This is a genomic window from Eximiradius proteiniborus, from assembly GCF_058546985.1.
Genome location: NZ_CM178592.1, coordinates 1265080 through 1287181 on the forward strand (window position 1 = coordinate 1265080; position 22102 = coordinate 1287181).

A 22102-nucleotide genomic window follows, 5' to 3' on the forward strand; every position below is an offset into this window, starting at 1 on the left:
CTCAGCCCATCAACAAATGCTCTATTCTTGTAAGACGGCGTAAAGGCGGAAAATGTTCGAAGAAAGCTAACAAAAGGAAATGAATAAAGATGAAAGATATTAAGATAGATGTATTGGGGGTTATTTTAGAGATCGCACAATCGATACAATATAACGGTAAGAGATTTAATGAAAGATACTTGCACCATTACTTCTCGCACTTATTGCAAGAAAAGTATCATTTGCTAAATCTAACTGAAAATATTTGGGAAATTACATTCCACCCAGAGTGGCCAACGTATAAACAACAAACAGGGTTAAACTTCGGTAGATATAAAAGGAAAAATAATAAATATCAACCAGCCCCTAGTGGCACAGCAGGATTTATTGATTTTGCAATTGGTAATTATGACAGTCCAGATATTGGGATAGAATTTTCATTGAAATATGGGTGGTCAAAAGAAGAAATTGTCTTTGATTTTCTAAAACTGTTAGACAAAAAAAATCCTTTTAAAATGTCTATTTCATATAAAATGATTATTAGAGAAAGTGAATTAGTAAAAGGAGGAGCTTTAAAAGACCTTGAAAAACATATGGACGAGGCGTATCAAGATGCTGTCAATAGATTAAATAATAATGGATGCGACGATTCAAGAGAAGTGTATCTTATTGTAACTGAAATTGATAAAAATAATAGTAGACGACATTGGTATTATGACAAGACACGTTGTAGTTTTATAGAAGGATTGCCTTTTCAACTCAAAGAAAGCATATAGATTTGTGCTTTGGTCTGTCCATCAGAACTAACAATTCCTTTCGAATCTGTATGTATACTAAGAAGTTGTACGGATTTTTTAAAAGTAAACTATTTTCATTCATCCGATAACTTGAAGTTATCGGATGAAGTTTTTATTTAGTTGGGCTTCACCTTAGAGGTGGAGCCCAACTTTGTGTTTGCAATTACCCTTCCGAAGGTTTCTAAGCCTTCTATTTTTTTATATTCAACGCAATAATACTAAATAATTAAAATAAAATTGTTAAATTGCGTTTAAATATTTGTTAGCGGTCAGCTTAAAACGACACAAAGCAAGACAATGAAATCGACAGTTGAAGACAAACTTGACAGAATTGCCGACATATGGAATTACTTCATATGGGACTACAAATTCTGTTCAAGCAAAATCAAGTTCAACGAAGACGTAAAGACAAATTACTTTGGTGATATCCTTGGGTATTTTAAGGATACCCTTGACTTAGTATTCACAAGCGAAAAACATTCAAACTATACTGATAAATTTTCCTTTACAATTAGCTTTTTGCAAGCTATTTATATTCAGCAGGACTTTGTTCAAGAAATGCTAGAAATTTTTAAGACAGGTATAGACAAAGGAGCATTAAAAAATGACCCAACGTATTACTTAAACCGAGACTTAAGGAATGAGCTCGTTGGACATCCCATAAGAAAATTAGAAGGCAATTTGATTTCATCAACGCTTTTTAGTTACCAAGCAAATGAAGACGAAATTCAGTATCTCAGGTATCATAAGGATAACAACTTTAAATTTGAGAGCAAGACCTATAAAATTGCTGATATTCAGGAACGACACCGAGAGTTCCTTGAAAATTATTTTGACAAAATTCTTTTAAAGCTGAAATCAATATTAGAAGAATATTTGTTGGAGCTTGAGAAACTGGAAAAGGTAATTGATAAACACGATTTCAAGACAGTATTAAAACTTGTTGAACTATATTTTGAAGCCATTTTCAAATCTGATTTCGTTTATGACAAAAGTTCGTTACTAAAAATTTATGACCGTAGAAATGAACATATACGTTATCAGAACTTTATTGATGGGTTTTACAATGACTTACGGACAGCTATAAGAGATAAAAGAAAATCGGTAAAAGAAATTTTTGAAAGAAATAAAGTTGACAAAACTACCCTTGAGAGTTTATCATTACCTCAAATAGATTTTGCATTTACAAACTTAGACGAAACATTTGAAATTGAAAAGCCAGAACAAGTAACTTATCAATATGAAATTGGCAAGATTGCAACTAAAAGAAATTTATTCGACTTTGAATTTTTTGGTGGAATGCTGAAAAGTAAATGCCAAGACAATGACTTGGTATTAAGTGAACTTGAACATATGAAACATAATATCTCGGACGAAATTGAATACTATACTTCATTGCGATTAATATGTACAGAATTGAAAGAAGTATAAAAAGCCGAACCGCTAACAACCGTCTGCTTCAATGGGGGCTGACGTGGTTTAATCAAGTGTAGTATTCCGAAATTCCCCACTGTTGTAAGCGGCTAAATGTTAGAGAAACATTTACAAAACAAGATAAATAATGATAAAAGATAAAGATACGTATCATTCATCCAATGACTTTGAGTCGTCGGATGAAGTTTATATTTAGTTGGGCTCCACCTTTGAGGAGGAGCCCAACTATGTGTTTACAGTTATCCTTCCGAAGGTTTTGAAACCTTCGGAAGGGTTTGCTAAATGAAAAAAGGCGGTTCTAATGAACCGCCTTTGTGTTTATAAATATTTTTATTAATTGCCAGGGACAGCTGTTGGTTGTTGTTGTTCAGCAGCTTGGCGTTTCAAGCGCCAGTAGCGGCGTTCAGCTTTGATTTCTTCAGGAGTTTTTGGTCCTGCTGGTGGGATTTTGAGAACTTGTCCCGGGAAAATAATGTCAGGATTGCGAATTTGGTCAGTATTTGCCTGCCAGATTTTGGGCCATTGGAGAGGATCGCCATAGATTTCCATTTTGCCGGAAATGTTCCACAAACAGTCGCGATTTTCTGCCCAAGTGCCAACAGTGTAAGTAGTAATTTTCTTTTCGCGGTAAAGTCCGCGAATATCACGTCCTAATTGCACCATTCTATCGAAGAATTTTGGCATAATCGAGATTTTATTTTTTCTGAGTTCGAGATATTCTTTTTCTAAAGCTTCGACATCGCTTCTGCGGTCGGCGAGTTGGTCGTCGTTAAGTCTTTTCATATCGCGAACTTTGCCTTCGAGCACGCCTAATTTTTGAGCAAAGGCTTCGATATCGGCATCGGTAACACCCAAAATGCGTCTAATTTCGTCATGGCAATCACGAAGAGCAGCATTGACATTTTTCAATTCGATTTCGAGTTCTTCATATTTTGCATTCAATTCATTTAATTTCGTTTCGAGAGAAGATACTCTTGATTGGAAATCCTGAATACGAAGTTCAGCTTCTTTGCGAGTAAGCTCGGCATCAGGCTTGCTTGCAGGTGGCATTTGAGCAAACACAAAAGCACCCGATAAGAATAAAATGCTAACTATTGTTAAAATCTTTTTCATATTTCTCCATTAATTGATTGTTTCACATTATTGTTCAAGAAATTAATCCTGCCAAACATTTGGCCATTGTGAAAGTTTTTGCTTAACAAATTCACGTTCTTTATCACAGTTTTTAAGTTCGCCTTTGCGAGCGTTGATTTCGCCTTGAATTTTGTTAATTTCTTGTTGTTTGTTTGAAATTTGTGTGTTAAGCTGACTTTCGCGTTTGCGTAATTCCTGAAGTTGCATTAGTTGCTCTTCGGTTATCATTCTTGTGCAATTAGAAAGCAAAGACGAAGAGAGAACTAACATTGAGGAAAGCCCGAAAATTGAAATGAGCTTTTTAAATTTCATAAATCCTCCTTGTAGGGGTTTAATAAACAAATATTATTATAACTAATAAATGATGTCAAACTCTATTATTTATTATGAATAATAACAAAAATCGTAATTTTTTCTAATTATTCCTAATAAAAATAACAAATTTAAATTAATAAAAACAACAAAAAAAATCATTGAACAAGTTAATTTATTAAAAAAATAGAGATTTGGAATTTTCTATACAAATCTTATGAAATCAAAAAATAATCAGTTAAAACAACGTCAATAACGATATTCATTAAAGGAGATTTGGAAATGAAAAAAATATTTTTATACTTCCAGGTAACTATTTTTTTAGTATTTGCTATTAATATCACTTTTGCCCAAATCCAAAAGCCAAAAAATGTGATTATTATGATAGGCGATGGTATGGGCGAGAATCAAATAAAAGCTGCAACTTACTATCAACGTGGAGTTGATAACTCTCAGCAGTTTCATAAGTTTCCGGTAAAACTGTATGTATCGACTTATGCTGCAAAAGCCGGACAAAAAGGAGAAGACTCGGATTTAGACTGGAGCATAGGATACAATACTAAGGATGCGTGGGATAATTATTCGTGGATACAGAAGCAGTACACTTGTTCGGGTGCCTCGGGAACAGCAATTGCCTGTGGCGAGAAAACATATAACGGGGCAATTGGTATGGATATAAATAAAAAGCCAATTGAAAATTTATCAGAGGTTGCAAAAAAATTAAAGAAATCTGCGGGAGTTGTTACGTCAGTAATGTTGAGCCACGCTACACCTGCGGTGTTTGTTGCACACAACGAGCATAGGAACAACTATTCGGAAATAGCTAAAGAAATGCTACTTGATAGCAAGGTTGATGTGATTATTGGAGCAGGACATCCTTATTATAATCACGATGGAGAAAAAACATCCCAAGCAAAAACATTTAAATATGTTGGTGATAGCCTTATATGGGTTGGACTAACCAAAAATTCGACTGAATTTATTGTGGATGGCAAAAAGAAGACTGTTGCTGATATAGATGGAGACAAAGTTCCCGACGCGTGGTATTTAATTGAGAAAAAGCAAGATTTTGAGAAAATTGCACGTGGAAAATTCGTTCCCAAAAGATTGCTTGGAGTGGCACAAGTAGCTGAAACATTCCAGCAGAGAAGAAAGACAACTGACGATAAGTCATATTTCGAGGGGAAAGGTCAGGCAATGGAAGATGCATATGAAGTGCCATTCAACCAGAATATACCTGATTTAGCAACAGTATCGCTGGCGGCACTAAACACTTTAAAACAAAACAAGCAAGGCTTTTTCTTGATGATAGAAGGAGGAGCAATAGATTGGGCTTGTCACGGCAACCAAAAAGGGCGTTTGATTGAGGAAGCAGTAGATTTCTTTGTTGCAATTGATAGCGTAATTGCCTGGATAGAAAGAAATAGTTCCTGGGATGAAACTTTATTGATAATAACAGCAGACCACGAAACCGGATATTTAACGGGAACAGACGAAGAAAAGAACAAACCTTTTGACAAACCAATAAAGAACAACGGCAAAGGCAAAATGCCAGAAATGCAGTTCAATTCAACGAGCCATACAAACACTCTTGTCCCATTTTTTGCAAAAGGAGCAGGGGCAAATATATTTTCTCTGCTTGCTGATGAAATTGACCAGAAAAAAGGCAAATATCTGCAAAATTCAGAAATCGGAGCAGGAATAAAAATATTGTGGCAAATGCTGAACAACTAAAATCGTTCGGCAATTGCCTTTAGAATTTCTTTTGCAGCCTGAAGTTTTGGCAAGGGCATAAAATTAGTTTCATTGCCAAGCTTATCAATAATTGTAATAGTATTTTTATCACCGCCAAATCCACTGTCGGGAACATTTGCCAAATTGGCAACAATCAAATCGCAATTTTTTTGATGGAGCTTACGTTTTGCATTTTCATGCAGATTTTCCGTTTCGAGAGAAAATCCAACGATAAATTGATGAGTTTTTGATTTGCCAGCTTCGGCAAGAATATCTTTGGTGCGAACAAGTTCAATAGTAACGCTCTCCCCTACCTCTTCTTTTTTCATTTTATGTTCAAATTTGATTTTTGGAGTGAAATCAGCAACTGCAGCTGAAAATATTGCAACATCAACATTTGGGAAATATTGCATTACCGCCTGAAACATTTCTTCGGCAGACTGGACAGAAATATAACTGCAATTTTGGGGTTGTTCGAGTTGGGTTGGACCAGAAATCAAGATTACCTCTGCACCAATTTGAGCAGCAAAATCAGCAATCGCAAAGCCCATTTTCCCTGAAGAAAAATTGGAAATAAAACGCACGGAATCGATTTTTTCGATTGTAGGTCCAGCTGTGATAAGAATTTTCTTTCCCTTCAACCTGTCAAAAGTCTGAGAATGAATTTTCTTTTTTAGCATTTCGAGTTCAAGTTCGGCATTCCATTTATCTTTTTCAAGGCTTTCGTCAATTGTTTCGAGAGGTTTTTCTGTTAAATTGACGGCTTCATTTTTGGAGTTAATTGGGGATGAACTGCTTAATGAATCGAATGATTTGAAAATATAGTCCATTAATACGGGAATATCAGGCAAACGTCCAGGACCTATAAGCCCACTAGCAAGTTCACCTTCAGCAGGAGGAATGACAGTGTAGCCAAAAGATTTCAGAATCCGGACATTATTTTGAGTAGCGGGATGTTGCCACATATCGTAGTCCATAGCAGGAGCAATAAGCAAAGGTTTTTCCGGTGGAAGAGCCATCGCCACACATACGAGTGCAGTATCGCTTAATCCATTTGCGACTTTAGAAAGCGTGGTTGCCGAGCAAGGAGCAATAATCATCAAATCAGCCCATTGAGCAAGTTGAACGTGCCAAGCACCGCTTGTTTGATTAATATCTTCGAACATCTCAACAACGACCGGATGACGACTCAGGCTTTCGAGTGTGGTAGTAGTAATAAATTTAGTTGCGGCAGGTGTCATCACAACCTGAACATCAGCACCGGATTTGATTAGTTCACGAACAAGCAGAGCAGATTTATAAGCAGCAATTGAGCCTGTTACTCCCACAACAATTTTTTTATTTTTCAAAACTTTTTCCATAGTAATCAACAATTATTGAAACATTCCTTTTTTTTCGCCCTTATATCCATTGATAAAATCAGCAACAGTTGTTACTTTTTTACCTTCAATCTGCAATTCTTTGATAAAGATATATCCAGCTTTGCATTTGACGCAAAATAGCCCTTTCTCAATCAAAAATTCACCCGGATTTTGAAGACTTAAAAAAGCTTCATTTACTGAACAGCTACATTTTTCGTAGTCAGCGCGAAAAATTTTCATTTTCTTACCGTCGAAAATTGTGTAAGCGCCGGGGACAGGTGAATAACCGTGAATAAAGTTGCGAACTAATTCTGCATAATCATCGAAATTAATTTTGGCATTCTGACTGAAAATCTTAGGAGCAGAAGTGGCAAGACTCTCGTCTTGTGGAATTGGTTTGTAGTTGCCTTTTGCAAGTAGTTCACAAGTATCGATTGACAATCGGGCGGCTAATGGCGACATCAAATCGTGCAAATCACCGGCTGTTGCACCGTCGGGAATCGGAACAACAGTCTGAAGCAAAATATTACCTGTATCGACTTTTTCCTGAATAAGAAAAGATGTGAGACCGGTTACTGTTTCACCATTTATAATAGCCCAATTAATTGGTGCAGCACCACGATATTTTGGGAGCAAACTTGCGTGAATATTGAAGCATCCAAGACGAGGTATGGTAAAGACTTCCTTTGGCAAAATTCTGAAAGCAACGACAACTATTATATCCGGATTTATAGCTTTAAGAGTTTCTATAAATTCATTATCTTTCAGATTATTAGGTTGAAGAACCTGCAAACCAAGTTCCAAAGCAGTTTTTTTTATCGGAGAAGGCAGAACTTTGTGTCCACGTCCCTGAGGCTTGTCGGTAGCGGTAACTACGGCTTTAACGTCGTATTTCTTATTCAGTTCAATAAGAGTGGGAACCGCAAATTCAGGGGTTCCCATAAAAACAATTGAGAGACTCATTATTGTTTGTTCCTATTAGCAAGAGTAACATTAAAGAACATTTCTTTGTTATTTCTAAGGACACGAACTTTGACAGTATTGCCGGCTTTATATTCGCCGATAATATACATAAAATCGTGTAAATTTTTGACTTGTTTATCATCAATATGGGTGATAATGTCGTCTTCTTTCAGACCGGCTGCTTGTGCCGGGCTACCGGGCGAAGTACCGGAAATTTTCAGTCCGAGAGGAGATTCCTCGAAATTAGGTACAATACCGAACCAAGGACCACCTCCACGCATCGCGGGACGATTAGTTGTGTCCACAACTTCAGTAAAAGCAGGTTTCTGCTGGATAGAAGCGAAATGACGGACAACGCTTTCGGCAAAATCAACAACGCGAGCAGAAGCAACATAATCTAATTTTTCCCAAGTATCTGTGGGTTTGTGGTAATCACCGTGTGCACCGGTAAAGAAGTGCATAACAGGAATTTTCTTTTTGTAGAAAGGTGTGTGGTCGCTTGGACCAAATCCATCTTGAAGTTTGACAATCCCGATATTTTCAATTGAGGAAATTGAATCAATTACATTGGACAGAACGGGTGAAGAGCCTAAGCCAAAAATCTGGAGCTTGTTATCTTTCATTCGTCCAATCATATCAAAATTTAGCATAAGGAATGTGTTTTCGTGAGGGAAAAAGTTGTTTTCGACATAGTGAGTAGAGCCAAGCAATCCCATTTCTTCGCCAGTGAAAGCCATAAACACAATTGTTCTATCGGCAGGATTTTTTGCGAAGCGTTCGGCAAGTTCCATTACACCGGCAACACCAGAGGCATTATCATCTGCGCCGGGATGAATTTTAGGAGTTTTTCCTACATAAGCAGAATTTCCAAGTTGCCCGTATCCAAGATGGTCGTAATGAGCACCGACAACGATGTATTCCTGAGGATTGAAACGCCCTTCGACGTAACCGATAACGTTGCTTGTTGGTCTATAGTCGTCTACTAAGTCAATAGTAAGAGACACTTTAGTATATGGGACAGCAAAACTATTTGGTTTTTGAGATTTATTAATTGCGTTTTCAACATAATTGAGTTGCACATTCTTAGGCATAAGCGAGAAAGCAAGTGTTCTCTTGATATAGGCAACTAAAATACCAGAATTGCGGGACATCATCTGAAAGCTCAGAGGTTTCAAAATGTTTGCAGAATCACCTTGCGGATTGACAATCAGGACACCCACAGCACCTTTATTTCTGGCATTAGTCGCTTTGTATCTATCGGAAAGATAATTGACAAATTTTGATTTTTCGGTAGAGCCATCAGGACTACCAGAGATAACGATTACTATTTTGCCATTTACATCAATATCTTTATAGTCGTCATATCCCAGAGGTTCGGCAGAAATGCCATAGCCGGCAAATACAAGGTCTGCACTAACGGAACCATTTTCGCTGAAAGCCGCAGGCAACCATTCTTCTTCGACGTTAATATTTTTAGTTGCGGGTTTCCATTTTTCGACTGGCACACCGAGGCGCTCAACAAGCACAGTCAAAGCAAATTTATTTTCAGAACCAAGCTTAATTCCGGTTCTAACGTCGAATTGCTGAAAATAATTTTCACGAAAAGATTTTAGTCCAACTTTTTTAAAATGTTGGGAAATATAATTTGCAGCTTTGTCGATGCCGGCGGTGCCGGGTAGGCGTCCTTCGAGTTCTTCTGAGGCAAGATATTGGACGTATTTCTTAATATTATCTGGTGAAGAAGGGTCTTTCTGAGCAAAGGAATTTACAAAAAAGAGTGCAACAAAAATTTTTATAAACAATAATTTTTTCAGCAAATTCATAATTCAACCTATTTATTATTATAGCAAAGATTAAAAATAATCAAAATAAACTAAAAAATAAAAAAATATAAGACCAGAAATCGAATAATATTTCTCGAAATAAAAGAAAATTCATTTTGACAAATAAAATATTATTGATATATTTTATTAAATCAAGCGATTATGAATATTAATTAATTATTTTAAGCATTCTAAATTTGTTTGTAAAAAATGAAAAATATGGTGAATAAACGAAATCAAACTCAATATTAATGAAAATATGTTAATTTTTTAATAATTTGGATAATTAATTATGGAGTTACAGTAATGAAAAAATTTTTTATAGTTTTAATTTTGCTCACAGCAGGAATAATAGTTGGATGCTCGGATGACAGCAAAGACAATCCATCGGACAACACCAAAAATGTTGCTTCGTGCGAAGGTTGCCATACCAATTATGAGCATCTGAAAGCTGTGTATACTCCTGATAGCGAGGCTCCTGTCGGCGGCTGTGGTGGCGATGCACCGCATTTTGAGCCATATGACCGTGTGTATATGGGAGGGAATGGCTACCAGAGTTTCAAAAATTCTCCGCACGGCAGAATGAAATGCACAGATTGCCACAACGGTGTTGATAATACTGCGGATAAAGCAACTGCTCACTCGGGGAACTTTTTGAAGTCTCCATCAGACTCGGCAGTAGCAAAATGCGGGAAGTGCCATTCAACTTATGCAAACAATCAGCACTATAATCTGCATCAAGGATGGGGGCAAAAACGCAAAGTATGTTTACGTTCTGGATTAAGTGGAGCTGATGATTTTGCACAATTGCCTGCAAAACATCAGCAGGGTTACAATAAAAACTGTTCTATTTGCCACGCAAGCTGTGGAGATTGCCATGTGAACAGACCACACGCCGGCGGAGGAGGATTGGCACAGGGGCATAATTTCAAAAAACCTGATATGATGAATACTTGTGTTGTATGCCATTCATCACGTGGTGGACATGCATTTTTAGGTGTAGGAAGTGGCACTCAACCTGATGTTCATCTTACGAAGGCTGGATTTAACTGTCTCAGCTGCCATAAGAAAGATGAATTGCACGGGAACGGGCAGAAAGTTGTTCAGCGTTATGCTTATGAAAAACTTCCGAAATGCGAAGATTGTCATAAAAATGTAGCAACTTCTAACACTTACCATTCAGTACACGCAGATGATTTCAATTGTCATGTATGCCATTCGCAAAACTACAATACTTGTGGAAGTTGCCATATTGGTGGAGCCGGAGCCCGAATAACCTCTCATCTTGAGTTCAAAATAGCATTAAATCCAATACCTGATGTTAAGAAGAATTACAAGTTCACACTTGTACGCCGCACACTTGCAGCACCGGACAATTGGAGTATGTATGATGTTCCGCAATATGCAAAGTTTGATGCAGCGCCAACATTTAATTACACAAGTCCGCACAATATTTTGAAACGCACAGCAAGAACAACTGTGGCACAAGGCGAAGCTTGCTACGCAAGCTGCCATATTTACAAAGATGGAGATGTGTGGAAAAACAAAAACTTATATTTGTTCGATTCAGATTTATATGATTGGGAAAAACAAGCGAGCAAAAATATAGTAGTTGATGGTAAATTACCTAATTCCTGGGGTCTTAAATAAATTTCAATAAGATAACTTTTTGTTCCACTTTTTTGGAGAAATTATATGAAAGATTATTTTAAAAAACTTAATTCATTAATCGCAATATTATTGATTGCACTATCGCTTACTTTTGTAGGATGTTCGGACGATGATGACGACAATGGTCCGACGAAAACTGAAGCAGAACTTTTGCTCGAATATTTGGAAACAACAGGTGGCGATTTTATTAATACGCAAGCACCTACGATTATTAACGCAATTGACGTTTACAACAAGAACTTAGCTACACCAGACAAAATCAAAATCATTGACGTTCGCGCAAAAGCTGACTACGACAATGGTCATATCAAAAATGCAGTAAATGTACTAATTCCTAACTTATATGACTATTTCAAAACAAATGCAACTAATTTAGCAACATACGAAGATGTTGTGCTGGTATGCTATACCGGACAATCAGCAGCTTATTCAGCATCGTTATTGAGATTGCTCGGGTATTCAAATGTTAAGTCAATGAAATTTGGTATGTCTGCATGGCATGATGATTTTGCAAATACTTACAAAAACACTATTGCTAACGGGAATTCACGGGCTACCCAATTTGTGCAAACAGAAACACCAAAACCAACAACAAAGAACCCGCTACCTACTTTGAGCACAGGCAAGAAAACAGGCAAAGAGATATTGGAAGAAAGAGTTAAGTATTTATTCGGAAAGGGATGGGCATCCGGACTTGGAGTTGATGCAACAGGAATTAGCCACACTGATGTATTTAACAACTTAAACAATTTATTTATTATTAATTATTGGCCTGCTGCACATTATTTAGATCCCGGACATATTCCCGGTGCAATGCAATACACTCCGAAGGAATCTTTGAAATCAACAAAAGACTTACTCACACTTCCGACCAACAAACAAATTGTCGTTTATTGCTACACAGGTCAAACAAGTGCTTATGTAATTGCATTTTTAAGAGTTCTTGGATATGATGCAAAATCATTATTATTCGGAACATCAGGAATGATTTACGACAAAGTTAAAGAAAAAGGTTTAACGGCATTTGATCCAACAAGAGACATTATCAATAAAGATTACGAAAAGCCATAATATAATTGCTTTTCAATGATAAAGAACCTTCGTGCAGATAGCTGTCGCCCGAAGGTTTTTTATATAAATTTGAGGATAATAGCAAGAAGAGCAAGAATAATAGCAATTGAGGCGATGAGAATAGACGTATTGCTTTGCGAACTTGCAATTGTTTTTTCGATTGAGTCAATTTTTCTTGAAAGAAATTGCAGCTTACTATCTAATTTTTCGATTTGTTCGCTATCTGACGAGCGTTCTTTTTCATATTTAATCTTGCCACCGGAAAGAGAAGAGATTTTTTCATTGATTATGTTGAGCATATTTTCCAAAGAAGCAATTTTGTCCGATATTTCCTGATTTACAAGCTGGTTGTTATATTCGTTGTTTTGTTCTAAATCCAGAGAATAGCCGTGTTTGATAATATCAATGTCAAGAGTAATTTTTTTAATTACAGAAGAGAAATTAACTTCAAATGATTTAACTTTTTCGTCGAGACCTATCAAAGCAGATTCCATTTGTTTAAGCCGCATATTAATGCGAAGCTCGATTTTTTGAGATTCCACAGCAACTTCTTTTTCGATTTTAGATTTCAAGCCAATCAGGGTTGATTCAAGTTCAAGTTCGGATTTCTTTTTGAAAAATTTGAGCGATTTATCCATTTCTTCGACTATTTTAGCAGAGTTGCTTTGAATAGAAACAATATCATCTTTGAGTTGCTCCATTTCTTTTTTGAATGCATTAATATCACCAAGGTCATTGGCAAGCTTAATAGTTTCTTCGGTTTTATTTTTAAGAAGAATGATAGATTCAAGAATATTAGTATTGATTTTGCTAATTGCAGATTCAGCATCCTTAGATATTTTGGTCTCCATTTCATTTAGGCGGTTGATAGCTGCGTCGAAATCTTTCACTTTTTTATCAAGAAGTTCGAAAGCACGATGATATTCTTCGGCTTGCTGAATAATTTTATCGAAAAGCCCAATAATTTCCGGACTTATTGATTTGATTCTCTCCATTGGGACGTATACTCCAAAAAGTAGCTCAAAGATGAAATGAGTTTCTCCAAATAGTATTTTTCGACTTCTACAAAAGGTTCATTGCTATGCAATAGAAGAGTTTCGAAAATTTCACGCTTAAAATCTTCGTCGCTGTTAATTTTATCAGATAAAAATTTATTTAAATAATCTACAAGGAGACCATCTTTAGCTAATTGTTCGTAGAAAGTCTCAGGTTTTATTTTTTTCTTAATATTTAGTAGTCGAATAATACTCAATATTTTGGCAATAATTAATTTAACATAAATATCGACATCAATAATAATGAACTTAATAATAAAGACAAAAATAATACCAAAATATTTGTAGTGAATAAAGAGATAATAAAAAGAATACTCTTCAAATAATTAAGATAATTATTTGAAATTGCATTAATTTTGTATTTTAAACAAAAAAATGGAGCGATATGATACTTGAAAAACAGAATAAAATTGAGGAAAAACGTGAAAGAGCAATTGCTTGTAGTGTGAAAGTTAAGGGAAGCAATAGAGAAGAAGCTTTGGAAGACCTTGATGAACTTGTTTTTCTTGCTGAAACAGCAGGTGCGGAAATAATTCACAAGATATATCAGGAATTGCCAAAGATAAGTTCGGCAACAGTACTTGGAAAAGGAAAGCTCGAAGAGGTAAAACAAATTGTTAAAGAAGAGAACATTTCATTAATAATTTTTGATGATAATCTATCGCCGGCGCAAGTAAGTAATCTCGAAAAGGAACTAAATATAAAGGTTACAGATAGAAGTGGTATAATCTTAGATATTTTTGCTACGCGGGCAAGAACAAACGAAGCTAAGACACAAGTAGAGCTTGCACAATTGCAATATATTTTGCCGCGACTTACACGAATGTGGACACATTTATCCAAGCAATATGGAGGAATTGGGACACGAGGACCTGGAGAAACTCAGATTGAGACGGACAGACGAATAATAAGATTACGTATTCAAAACCTGAAAGAAAAGCTCAAAGAAATTGAATTACAGAAGAAAGAACAAAGAAAAAAACGTTCTGAAATGCCAAAATTCGCTCTTGTCGGATATACAAATGTCGGAAAATCAACATTAATAAATACAATTACAAATGCTGGGGTTTATGTTGAGGACAAGCTCTTTGCTACATTGGACACAACGGTTCGGCAATTCAGTTTGCCGAGCGGGCAGAAAGCACTGATTTCCGATACAGTAGGATTTATAAAGAAATTGCCTCACAATTTAGTTGCATCGTTCAAAAGCACATTAATGGAAGCAATGGAAGCCGATGTGTTGCTACACGTTATCGATGTATCGCATAAATTATTCAGAGAGCAAATACAGACAGTAAACAAGACGTTAGAGGAACTTAAAATTAATGAGAAGCCAACAATAATGGTGTTCAACAAGGTTGATATGCTTGATGATATAACAATACACAGAGCTTTGAAGCAAGAATTTGCTGATTCGATATTTATTTCTGCAAAAAGAGGAATTAATATTGAAAGTTTGCTTGAATTGATGCAAGAAAAATACAATCGTTTTCACAATATTTTTGAAGTAAATCTGCCTTATGAAAAATCTGAATTAGTATCTCATCTTTATGATAATTATGAAGTGCAGGAAAGACTGGATACAGAAACTTCAATGGTGTTTAAAGTGAAAATTCAGGCAGAAAAAGAGAAATATTTTGAGAATATTTTTGGAAAGTATATTTCAAAATAATTATTTATTAAAAATAAAAGAAGCAGGGGATAACCTCTCCCCTGCTTTTTTATTTATTTAGAAATATACACCAAGAGCCACCGATAAATAATTTTTAGAATCTTCTTTGTCGGACTTACCAATAAAATTGATATAGTTATATTTAGCTTCGACATTGAGAAGAATTAAGCCCAAAGAAAAATCAATACCTGTACCAATGCCAAAGCCAAGACGACCATCAGTTGGAGTTTTAGTAAGCGGCACTTCCACACCAGCAACTTTATAATCAAGCGAACTCGAAATATAGTTGTAGGACAAGTCGCCAGTAGCATAAATACCAATTATAGAGCGAATAGGATATAGATTAAGTCCAGCACTGATAGGAATGATATTAGTGGTAGAGTTCAATGTCGCCAAAACTTTGTTGGTTTGAGGATCAATAACTTCGATTTTAGTCTGAGGGAACTTGTGATAACCAAAACCTAAGTATAAATCTGCATTATCAGCAAGACCGATGCGTCCTTTGACAGCTAAATGATAGCCGGCATCCATTCCATTAGAAACCAAATTTCCTAAGGAATCACCATTAAGTTTAATTTGGCTTTTGTTGTAAACGTTTGCTATTTTGTCGTTTGGAGTGGAAAGCCCCAAATGAAAGCCAACATCGATACCCTGAGCAAACAGATTAGTTGAAATTACAGATAAGATAAAGGTAAAACTAAAAAATAAAATAAAACGTTTCATAGTGAAATCCTTTATTAACAAACAATGATTTTTTTATTAAAAAATTTTCTGATTTTATATGTTACCATAAACAACATTTTTCGTATCAAACTAATAATAGAGTAACGAATATATTATTTTTTTGTTTCACAATTTGTAAAGGAAGAGATAATGAGAACGAAATTGAAATTTTTCGCGATGGCATTGACATTTCTTTTCGGCGGAGTATTGTTTGCTCAAACATATCCGTATAATGGTCAAATCAACATAGGACCATATATAGGAGGTCATTTTAATTTTCATCAGCCATCAAATGTCAATCCAACAGGGACACTAAATCCGACTACTTTATTCAACACAAACAGCAATGAAATATTCTTCAATGGTGGAATAATTGCATATTTCCCTATCAGTAATATGATTTCAATATCGGGACGCTTGGGATATAATGGATTTCGCGGAGAATTAAAGGAAAACAATGAAAAATTAACAACTAAGATGGATTATTTGGAAATTACACCTTTGGTTCAATTTCATAATTTATTTGGGGATATACCATTGTATCTGAATATTGGTCCAGAAGTTGGGATTCCGCTAAATGGACATTACGAGTATCAATCTTTTCCTGAAACGGATATTCCAGATAAGAATTTCAGATTAGGAGTTGCTTTGGGCGCCGGCTACACATTCCAAATAGGAAGAAGCACGTATTTTTCACCAGAAGTATCATTTAGAATACCTTTTACGAAGGTATCCGGCAATACCAGTTGGGATAGTTATACAGTTCCACAATTGAGATTAGGAATGAATTTAACTTTTGGTTTAGGTAAGAAGAAAGTGCCGGAAGTAGTAGATGTTCCGGGTGTCGAATTAGAAGTCGGGTTCAAAGAAGTACGTTATTACGACAAGCAAATGAATACTTATCCATTGCAAAAAATCACAGTAGAAGAGACACAATATGGTGAGCTTTTCCCATTGCTGCCGTACGTATTTTTCACGGAAAGCACTGCCCGACCAGTAACAGAAGATGCTCTTCAAGCAAGTGGGAAAACAGGTGAGTTTTCAATCAAATCGCTTCCACCTGATGCAATGATTATTAACAATCAAGTTCTGGACGTTATTGGGGAAAGAATGAAGCAAAATATGAATGCAAGAATAACAATTACCGGAACTTTAGACAATCAAAGAGAGAAAGATACAAAATTATCGGCTGAAAGAGCTGAATTTGCAAAGAACTACCTTGTAAAGAATTTTAACATTGACCCGTTACGAATTCAGACAGTAGCAGGCAAAGAGCCGGCAAAACCATCTAACCCGAAAGTAGCAGATGGAATTGCAGAAAACCGCAGAGTTGAAATTTCAACTACAAATAATGATATTTTAGCACCGATAACAATCGAAAGTGAAAGACGTAGAATAGCAGATCCAGATTTAGTAGAGTTCGTTACATATGCTCGTTCGAACGAAGCGATAGCAGACTGGTATTTAGAAATCAAACAAGCCGGGAAATTAATTAAGAAGTTTGAAGGTAAAGGCGAACCACAACCTATTAAATGGGCAATTACTCCGAATGAATTAGCTCCGTCGCAGGTTCCGCTTGAATATACTTTTACAGCAAAGACATCGTCGGGCGCATCAAGATATGCTACTGCTTCTGTTCCAGTTGAATACTATTCATTCAATAGAAAAGTATCAGAAGACAGACCCGACAGAGTAATATACAAGTATTCATTAACACTGTTTGATTTCGATAGCCCGGAAGTATCTGAATTCGATAGAAAAATATTGGATCAATATGTAGTACCAAACATTAAGTCTAATTCAACTGTGCAGATTTTTGGATATACAGATAGAATTGGTGATGAAAATTACAATAAACGACTTGCTCAGAACAGAGCAAATAATGTAAAGAAATATTTAGAATCGAAAGTTAAAGCAAAATTTGAAACATTCGGAGTAGGCGAAAGCGAAATAATATTCGACAACAATTCACCTGTTGGAAGACATCTATCGAGAACAGTTCAAATATATGTTTCAACTCCGAAACAATAAAAGTAACAGAAACAAAAATCCCCAGCAAAAGCTGGGGATTTTTTTATTAATAATCGGTAATTATTCTGCTGGGGCTTCTTCTTGTGGTTGATTTTGAGCTTCTTGTTCAGCTTTCTTTTTGGCTTCGATGCGTTTACGGCGAAGTTCTTTGCGGCGACGATAGCGTTCAGCAACGATTTGACGATGTTTAGCAATTTCCTGCTCAATTTCTTCTGATTTTCTACCTTGTTTCATCAAAGCGCGACGAAGAAGGACACCATCGTAGCTTAGAAGAAGACGAACAACATCAGTAGGTTGAGCACCAACATTAAGCCAATAGACGGCACGTTCGTGGTCAATACTGATTGTTTTGGTATTTTGATGAGGATCAAAATAACCTAATCTTTCGATAAAAGCACCATCGCGACGTTTACGGCTATCGATTGCAACGATATCATAAATCGGATGATGAGTTCTACCTTTTCTTCTTAATCTTAATTTTACCATTTTAAAAAATCCTAAAATATTTAACTAAAAATTATTTTCGTTTACCACCAACTCCAAAGGGGAGATTTGGCAGGAATTTGGAACGCTTGCCCAAAGCAACGCTTTTCATTAATTTTTGCATTTCTTCGAATTGTTTAAGAAGTTTGTTTACATCCTGAACACTTGTGCCACTACCTTTGGCAATGCGGATACGGCGGGAACCATTAATAATTTTAGGTGCAGAGCGTTCTTTTGGGGTCATCGATAAGATAATAGCCTCGACTTTGGAGAAAGCTTTGTCGTCGATATTGACGTTTTTCATAGCTTTATCCATACCTGGGAGCATACCGAGCAAATCGCGAAGAGAGCCCATTTTTCTGATAGTGCGGAGTTGAGTAAGGAAATCATCGAAAGTAAATTGATTTTTACGGATTTTTTCTTCCAAAGCTTCAGCTTCTTTTTGGTCGAATTCTTGCTCGGCTTTTTCTACAAGAGTGAGGATATCGCCCATCCCAACAATACGGGAAGCGATACGCTCGGGATAGAAAGGCTCGAGGTTATCGAGTTTTTCACCAGTTCCGACGAATTTAATAGGTTTGCCAACTACTTTCAAGACTGAAAGAGCGGCACCGCCACGTGTATCGCCATCGAGTTTTGTAAGCACAACGCCGGTGAGGTTCAACCGTTCGTGAAAAGCACGAGCGGTGGTAACGGCGTCTTGCCCAATCATTGCATCGCAGACGAATAATGTTTCTGTTGGCTTGACAGCAGCCGCGATGTCAGCCACTTCTTTCATCATCTCCTCGTCGATTGTCAAGCGTCCGGCAGTATCGACAATGACGACGTCGCGAGCAAATTTGCGAGCATAAGTGAGTGCATCTTGAGCAATATCGACGGCAGATTTACCATCTTCAGAAAAAACGGGAACATTGACTTGTTCGCCAAGTTGCTTAAGTTGCAGAATTGCCGCCGGACGGTGAATGTCGCAAGCAACAAGCAAAGGCTGACGGCCTTTTTTGCGTAAGCTTCTTGCAAGCTTTCCGCAAAAAGTAGTTTTACCTGAACCTTGCAAACCTGCGACAAGAATGACAGTTGGGGGCTGTGGTGAGAACATTAGTTCAGCATTTTTGCTCCCCATAGTTTCAACTAATGCATCGTAGATAATTTTGACGATTAGCTGCTCGGGAAGCAATTTGCCACGAACTTCTGTTCCAATTGCTTTTTGTTTGACAGATTCTACAAACTCTTTAGCAACATTTATATTAACATCAGCTTCGATAAGAGAACGACGAATTTCTCTCAGAGCTTCGCTAATGTTTTCTTCTGTTATCTTGTTCTGACCACGAAACTTCTTTAATGCTAATTCTAATTTTTCTTGTAAGCTTTCAAACATAAATAAATCAAATTACTAATAGTTAATTTAAAGAATTACAAATATATTATTAATTCATAAAATTAACAAGAAAATAATCTATAAGTTGCTATTTTTCAATATGAAAGCGAACATACAAACAATACTAAGATATTAATAACGTCCATAATTATACTAAACTTTGAAATATTATTTTTATGAAAAACAGGTACGCAATTTCTGACATCCACGGATGTTACAAAACGTTGAATGCGTTGCTTTTCGATAAGTTAAGAATAACGAAAGACGACGAAATTTTTTTCGTTGGAGATTATATTGATCGTGGTCCGCGTTCAAAAGAAGTATTAGATTTGCTAATGGATTTAAAAATTGAAGATTATAATGTTCACTTTGTGCGAGGAAATCACGAGCAAATGATGATTGATTCTATGAAATCATTATCAGATATGGAATTGTGGATACTCAACGGGTGTAATGAAACGCTTAATAGTTTCGGAGTTTTTGAAACAAGTGAAATACCGATAAAATATATTAATTTCATCAATGAGATGCCCAATTACATAGAATTGGATGAATACATTCTTGTCCATGCAGGGCTGAATTTTGATATTGAGAATCCACTTGACGACCAAACAACAATGTTGTGGATCAGAAATTCAATTCCGAAAAAAGAAAAGATCAACAACAAAAAAATGATTGTCGGGCACACACCGAAAACAATAGATGAGATAGTAATTTCATTGAAAACGGACAAAATCACAATAGATGGCGGGTGCTGCTACCACCACAGGTATTCATCATTGGGGAATTTAGTTGCTTTAAATATAGACACATTAGAGCTTACTGTTCAAAAAAATATTGATTTATAATTTAGCATATTTCCTGAGCACTTCCAGAGTAGCCCCGAAATCTTTTGGATAAGCTGCTTCAAATTTTACAGTTTGATTAATAGACGGATGAATGAATTCAATCGAGCAGGAATGCATTGAAATACGGGAAATAATGGGTTTTTCGTCGGTATTCTTTTTCAAATTATATCGCCTTTTAATTGAAGACAGCAAAAAGGCAGAATTTTCTCCATATAAATCATCAACCAATAAGGGATGTCCGATAGCAGCAACGTGAGCACGAAGCTGATGTTGCCTGCCGGTAACTAAGTTTACTTCTACAAGAGTGGCGACTTTAAATCGTTCGATAACTTTAATAATCGAGAGGCATTCTTTACCTCGAATTGAAGGCAGCACACCAACACCATTAGGATTTTGAATTAAAGGGATATCTACTTCGAGTTCATCCTTTTGCAAAATACCCTGAACAATTGCGTGGTATATTTTTTTTACTTGCTGGTTGTCGAATTGCAGATTTAATTTTCTGTGAGCATCTGCATTTTTTGCAAAAACCATAACACCGCTTGTGTCTTTATCAAGACGATGAACTACAAAGCATTCCCCGAATTTTGATTTCAGATAAGAGATTGCTGATGGGAGCAAGTGATTGTATCTATCAGGGATTGTAAGCAGTCCCGATGGTTTATTTATGACAATAATGTCCTGGTCTTCAAAGATAATGTTTATATTGGGTTTCATCAGTAAATTGCACCTTCTGCGGAAAGCAAAGTGTTGTACATAAGCATAGCAATAGTCATAGGACCAACACCACCGGGGACAGGAGTAATTGCAGAAGCTTTTTTCGAAACAGAATCGAAATGAACATCGCCCACGATGCGATAGCCTTTTTCAGTTGATGGGTCGTCAATCCGGTTAATTCCGACATCGATTACAACCACACCTTCTTTAACATCTTCGCCACGAATAATTTCAGGTTTACCAACAGCAGCAACTAAAATATCGGCTTGTTTTGAATAGTATGATAAATCTTTTGCAGCAGTATGGCAGATTGTAACGATTGCATTAGCGAAAGCCTTTTTCTGATAAAGAATATTTGCGATTGGTTTGCCTACAATATTGCTTCTGCCTACGATTACAGCGTGTTTACCTGAAGTTTCGATATTAGAACGTTTTAGCAGTTCAAAAATACCAGCAGGAGTGCAAGAAACGAAGCCGGGAAGACCAATCACTAAACGTCCGACATTTTCAGGGTGGAAGCCATCAACATCTTTGTTTGGCTGAATAGAGAGCAATACTTTTGTTTCGTTAATATGCTTCGGCAGAGGCAACTGCACTAAAATCCCGTGAACAGACGGGTCGGCATTCCACTGATTAACAATATTAATCACCTCGCTTTCAGGTGTATCTTCGGGCAAACGCTTAACGATAGAATCGAAACCGAGAGATTGGCAAGCCTTTGCTTTGCTATTAACATAAATAGACGAAGCAGGGTCGTTGCCAACTAATAATACAGCCAAGCCCGGTTTAATAGATTTTTCAGAGAATAATTTTTCAGTGCGTTGTTTGATTTCTGATTTAATTTCGTCAGAAATTTTTTTCCCGTCAATGATTATTGCCATAAAAAAATCCCCAAATTTCAATATTACAAAAATACGAA

General features: G+C 36.3%; 20 protein-coding genes. 8 read left to right on the forward strand and 12 right to left on the reverse strand.

Annotated features, from left to right (window positions below):
* The first annotated feature begins 89 nt into the window (after positions 1–89).
* Both ACY2LT_RS05260 and ACY2LT_RS05265 read left to right on the forward strand, forming a co-directional pair.
* Positions 90–755: a hypothetical protein gene (locus tag ACY2LT_RS05260; RefSeq protein WP_491814315.1), complete on the forward strand. Its 666-nt coding sequence runs from the start codon at positions 90–92 to the stop codon at positions 753–755.
* Positions 756–1073: 318 nt separating this feature from the next.
* On the forward strand, positions 1074–2207 hold the full coding sequence (locus ACY2LT_RS05265) for a hypothetical protein (RefSeq protein WP_491814316.1): 1134 nt from the start codon (positions 1074–1076) through the stop codon (positions 2205–2207).
* 336 nt (positions 2208–2543) lie between these two features.
* Here ACY2LT_RS05265 and ACY2LT_RS05270 read toward each other — a convergent pair whose 3' ends face one another.
* Together ACY2LT_RS05270 and ACY2LT_RS05275 are read right to left on the reverse strand one after the other, a co-directional pair.
* Positions 2544–3323, reverse strand: coding sequence for a LysM peptidoglycan-binding domain-containing protein (locus tag ACY2LT_RS05270; RefSeq protein ID WP_491814318.1), 780 nt, complete (start codon positions 3321–3323; stop codon positions 2544–2546).
* A 42-nt stretch (positions 3324–3365) separates the two neighbouring features.
* The gene (locus ACY2LT_RS05275; protein WP_491814320.1) at positions 3366–3656 is read right to left on the reverse strand and encodes a hypothetical protein; all 291 of its coding nucleotides are present in this window, start codon (positions 3654–3656) and stop codon (positions 3366–3368) included.
* A gap of 282 nt (positions 3657–3938) precedes the next feature.
* Between ACY2LT_RS05275 and ACY2LT_RS05280 the strand changes: the two genes are divergently transcribed.
* Entirely contained in the window at positions 3939–5390 is a 1452-nt protein-coding gene (locus tag ACY2LT_RS05280) for an alkaline phosphatase (protein WP_491814322.1), read from the forward strand.
* On the opposite strand, the gene coaBC is transcribed toward ACY2LT_RS05280, so the two are convergent.
* The 3 genes from coaBC to ACY2LT_RS05295 are packed head-to-tail and all read right to left on the reverse strand — an operon-like array spanning position 5387 to position 9537.
* Positions 5387–6751, reverse strand: a complete 1365-nt coding sequence (coaBC, locus tag ACY2LT_RS05285; RefSeq protein WP_491814323.1) for a bifunctional phosphopantothenoylcysteine decarboxylase/phosphopantothenate--cysteine ligase CoaBC — start codon at positions 6749–6751, stop codon at positions 5387–5389. The genes ACY2LT_RS05280 and coaBC overlap by 4 nt on opposite strands.
* Before the next feature lie 12 nt (positions 6752–6763).
* The gene (gene fmt, locus ACY2LT_RS05290) at positions 6764–7714 is read right to left on the reverse strand and encodes a methionyl-tRNA formyltransferase (RefSeq protein ID WP_491814324.1); all 951 of its coding nucleotides are present in this window, start codon (positions 7712–7714) and stop codon (positions 6764–6766) included.
* Positions 7714–9537 carry a M20/M25/M40 family metallo-hydrolase gene (locus tag ACY2LT_RS05295; RefSeq protein ID WP_491814326.1) on the reverse strand — a complete coding sequence of 608 codons (1824 nt, stop codon included), beginning with the start codon at positions 9535–9537 and terminating at the stop codon, positions 7714–7716. Before ACY2LT_RS05295 ends, fmt begins: the two co-directional genes overlap by 1 nt.
* Positions 9538–9843: 306 nt before the next feature.
* Between ACY2LT_RS05295 and ACY2LT_RS05300 the strand changes: the two genes are divergently transcribed.
* Together ACY2LT_RS05300 and ACY2LT_RS05305 are read left to right on the forward strand one after the other, a co-directional pair.
* Positions 9844–11187, forward strand: a complete 1344-nt coding sequence (locus tag ACY2LT_RS05300; RefSeq protein ID WP_491814327.1) for a cytochrome c3 family protein — start codon at positions 9844–9846, stop codon at positions 11185–11187.
* A 45-nt stretch (positions 11188–11232) separates the two neighbouring features.
* A complete protein-coding gene (locus ACY2LT_RS05305) occupies positions 11233–12279 on the forward strand; it encodes a rhodanese-like domain-containing protein (protein ID WP_491814329.1) in 1047 nt (348 codons plus the stop codon).
* A 59-nt stretch (positions 12280–12338) separates the two neighbouring features.
* Here the strand turns inward: ACY2LT_RS05305 and ACY2LT_RS05310 are convergent, their stop codons facing one another.
* Both ACY2LT_RS05310 and ACY2LT_RS05315 read right to left on the reverse strand, forming a co-directional pair.
* Positions 12339–13274, reverse strand: a complete 936-nt coding sequence (locus tag ACY2LT_RS05310; protein WP_491814330.1) for a hypothetical protein — start codon at positions 13272–13274, stop codon at positions 12339–12341.
* Complete coding sequence (locus tag ACY2LT_RS05315) at positions 13253–13531, reverse strand: hypothetical protein (RefSeq protein ID WP_491814332.1); 279 nt, start codon at positions 13529–13531, stop codon at positions 13253–13255. The genes ACY2LT_RS05310 and ACY2LT_RS05315 overlap by 22 nt, the downstream gene beginning before the upstream one ends.
* 188 nt (positions 13532–13719) lie before the next feature.
* Here ACY2LT_RS05315 and hflX point away from each other — a divergent pair, with 188 nt between their 5' ends.
* On the forward strand, positions 13720–15006 hold the full coding sequence (gene hflX, locus ACY2LT_RS05320; RefSeq protein WP_491814333.1) for a GTPase HflX: 1287 nt from the start codon (positions 13720–13722) through the stop codon (positions 15004–15006).
* A gap of 57 nt (positions 15007–15063) precedes the next feature.
* Here the strand turns inward: hflX and ACY2LT_RS05325 are convergent, their stop codons facing one another.
* The gene (locus ACY2LT_RS05325) at positions 15064–15729 is read right to left on the reverse strand and encodes an outer membrane beta-barrel protein (protein ID WP_491814335.1); all 666 of its coding nucleotides are present in this window, start codon (positions 15727–15729) and stop codon (positions 15064–15066) included.
* A gap of 150 nt (positions 15730–15879) precedes the next feature.
* Between ACY2LT_RS05325 and ACY2LT_RS05330 the strand changes: the two genes are divergently transcribed.
* Entirely contained in the window at positions 15880–17760 is a 1881-nt protein-coding gene (locus ACY2LT_RS05330) for an OmpA family protein (RefSeq protein WP_491814337.1), read from the forward strand.
* Between the two features lie 60 nt (positions 17761–17820).
* On the opposite strand, the gene rpsP is transcribed toward ACY2LT_RS05330, so the two are convergent.
* A complete protein-coding gene (rpsP, locus tag ACY2LT_RS05335) occupies positions 17821–18246 on the reverse strand; it encodes a 30S ribosomal protein S16 (protein ID WP_491814339.1) in 426 nt (141 codons plus the stop codon).
* A 31-nt stretch (positions 18247–18277) separates the two neighbouring features.
* The gene (ffh, locus tag ACY2LT_RS05340) at positions 18278–19618 is read right to left on the reverse strand and encodes a signal recognition particle protein (RefSeq protein ID WP_491814341.1); all 1341 of its coding nucleotides are present in this window, start codon (positions 19616–19618) and stop codon (positions 18278–18280) included.
* Positions 19619–19794: 176 nt separating this feature from the next.
* Here ffh and ACY2LT_RS05345 point away from each other — a divergent pair, with 176 nt between their 5' ends.
* Positions 19795–20466, forward strand: coding sequence for a metallophosphoesterase family protein (locus ACY2LT_RS05345; RefSeq protein WP_491814343.1), 672 nt, complete (start codon positions 19795–19797; stop codon positions 20464–20466).
* On the opposite strand, the gene ACY2LT_RS05350 is transcribed toward ACY2LT_RS05345, so the two are convergent.
* Together ACY2LT_RS05350 and folD are read right to left on the reverse strand one after the other, a co-directional pair.
* Positions 20461–21183 carry an RluA family pseudouridine synthase gene (locus ACY2LT_RS05350; RefSeq protein ID WP_491814344.1) on the reverse strand — a complete coding sequence of 241 codons (723 nt, stop codon included), beginning with the start codon at positions 21181–21183 and terminating at the stop codon, positions 20461–20463. The genes ACY2LT_RS05345 and ACY2LT_RS05350 overlap by 6 nt on opposite strands.
* Positions 21183–22064: a bifunctional methylenetetrahydrofolate dehydrogenase/methenyltetrahydrofolate cyclohydrolase FolD gene (gene folD, locus ACY2LT_RS05355; RefSeq protein WP_491814346.1), complete on the reverse strand. Its 882-nt coding sequence runs from the start codon at positions 22062–22064 to the stop codon at positions 21183–21185. The genes ACY2LT_RS05350 and folD overlap by 1 nt, the downstream gene beginning before the upstream one ends.
* Positions 22065–22102 lie beyond the last annotated feature (38 nt).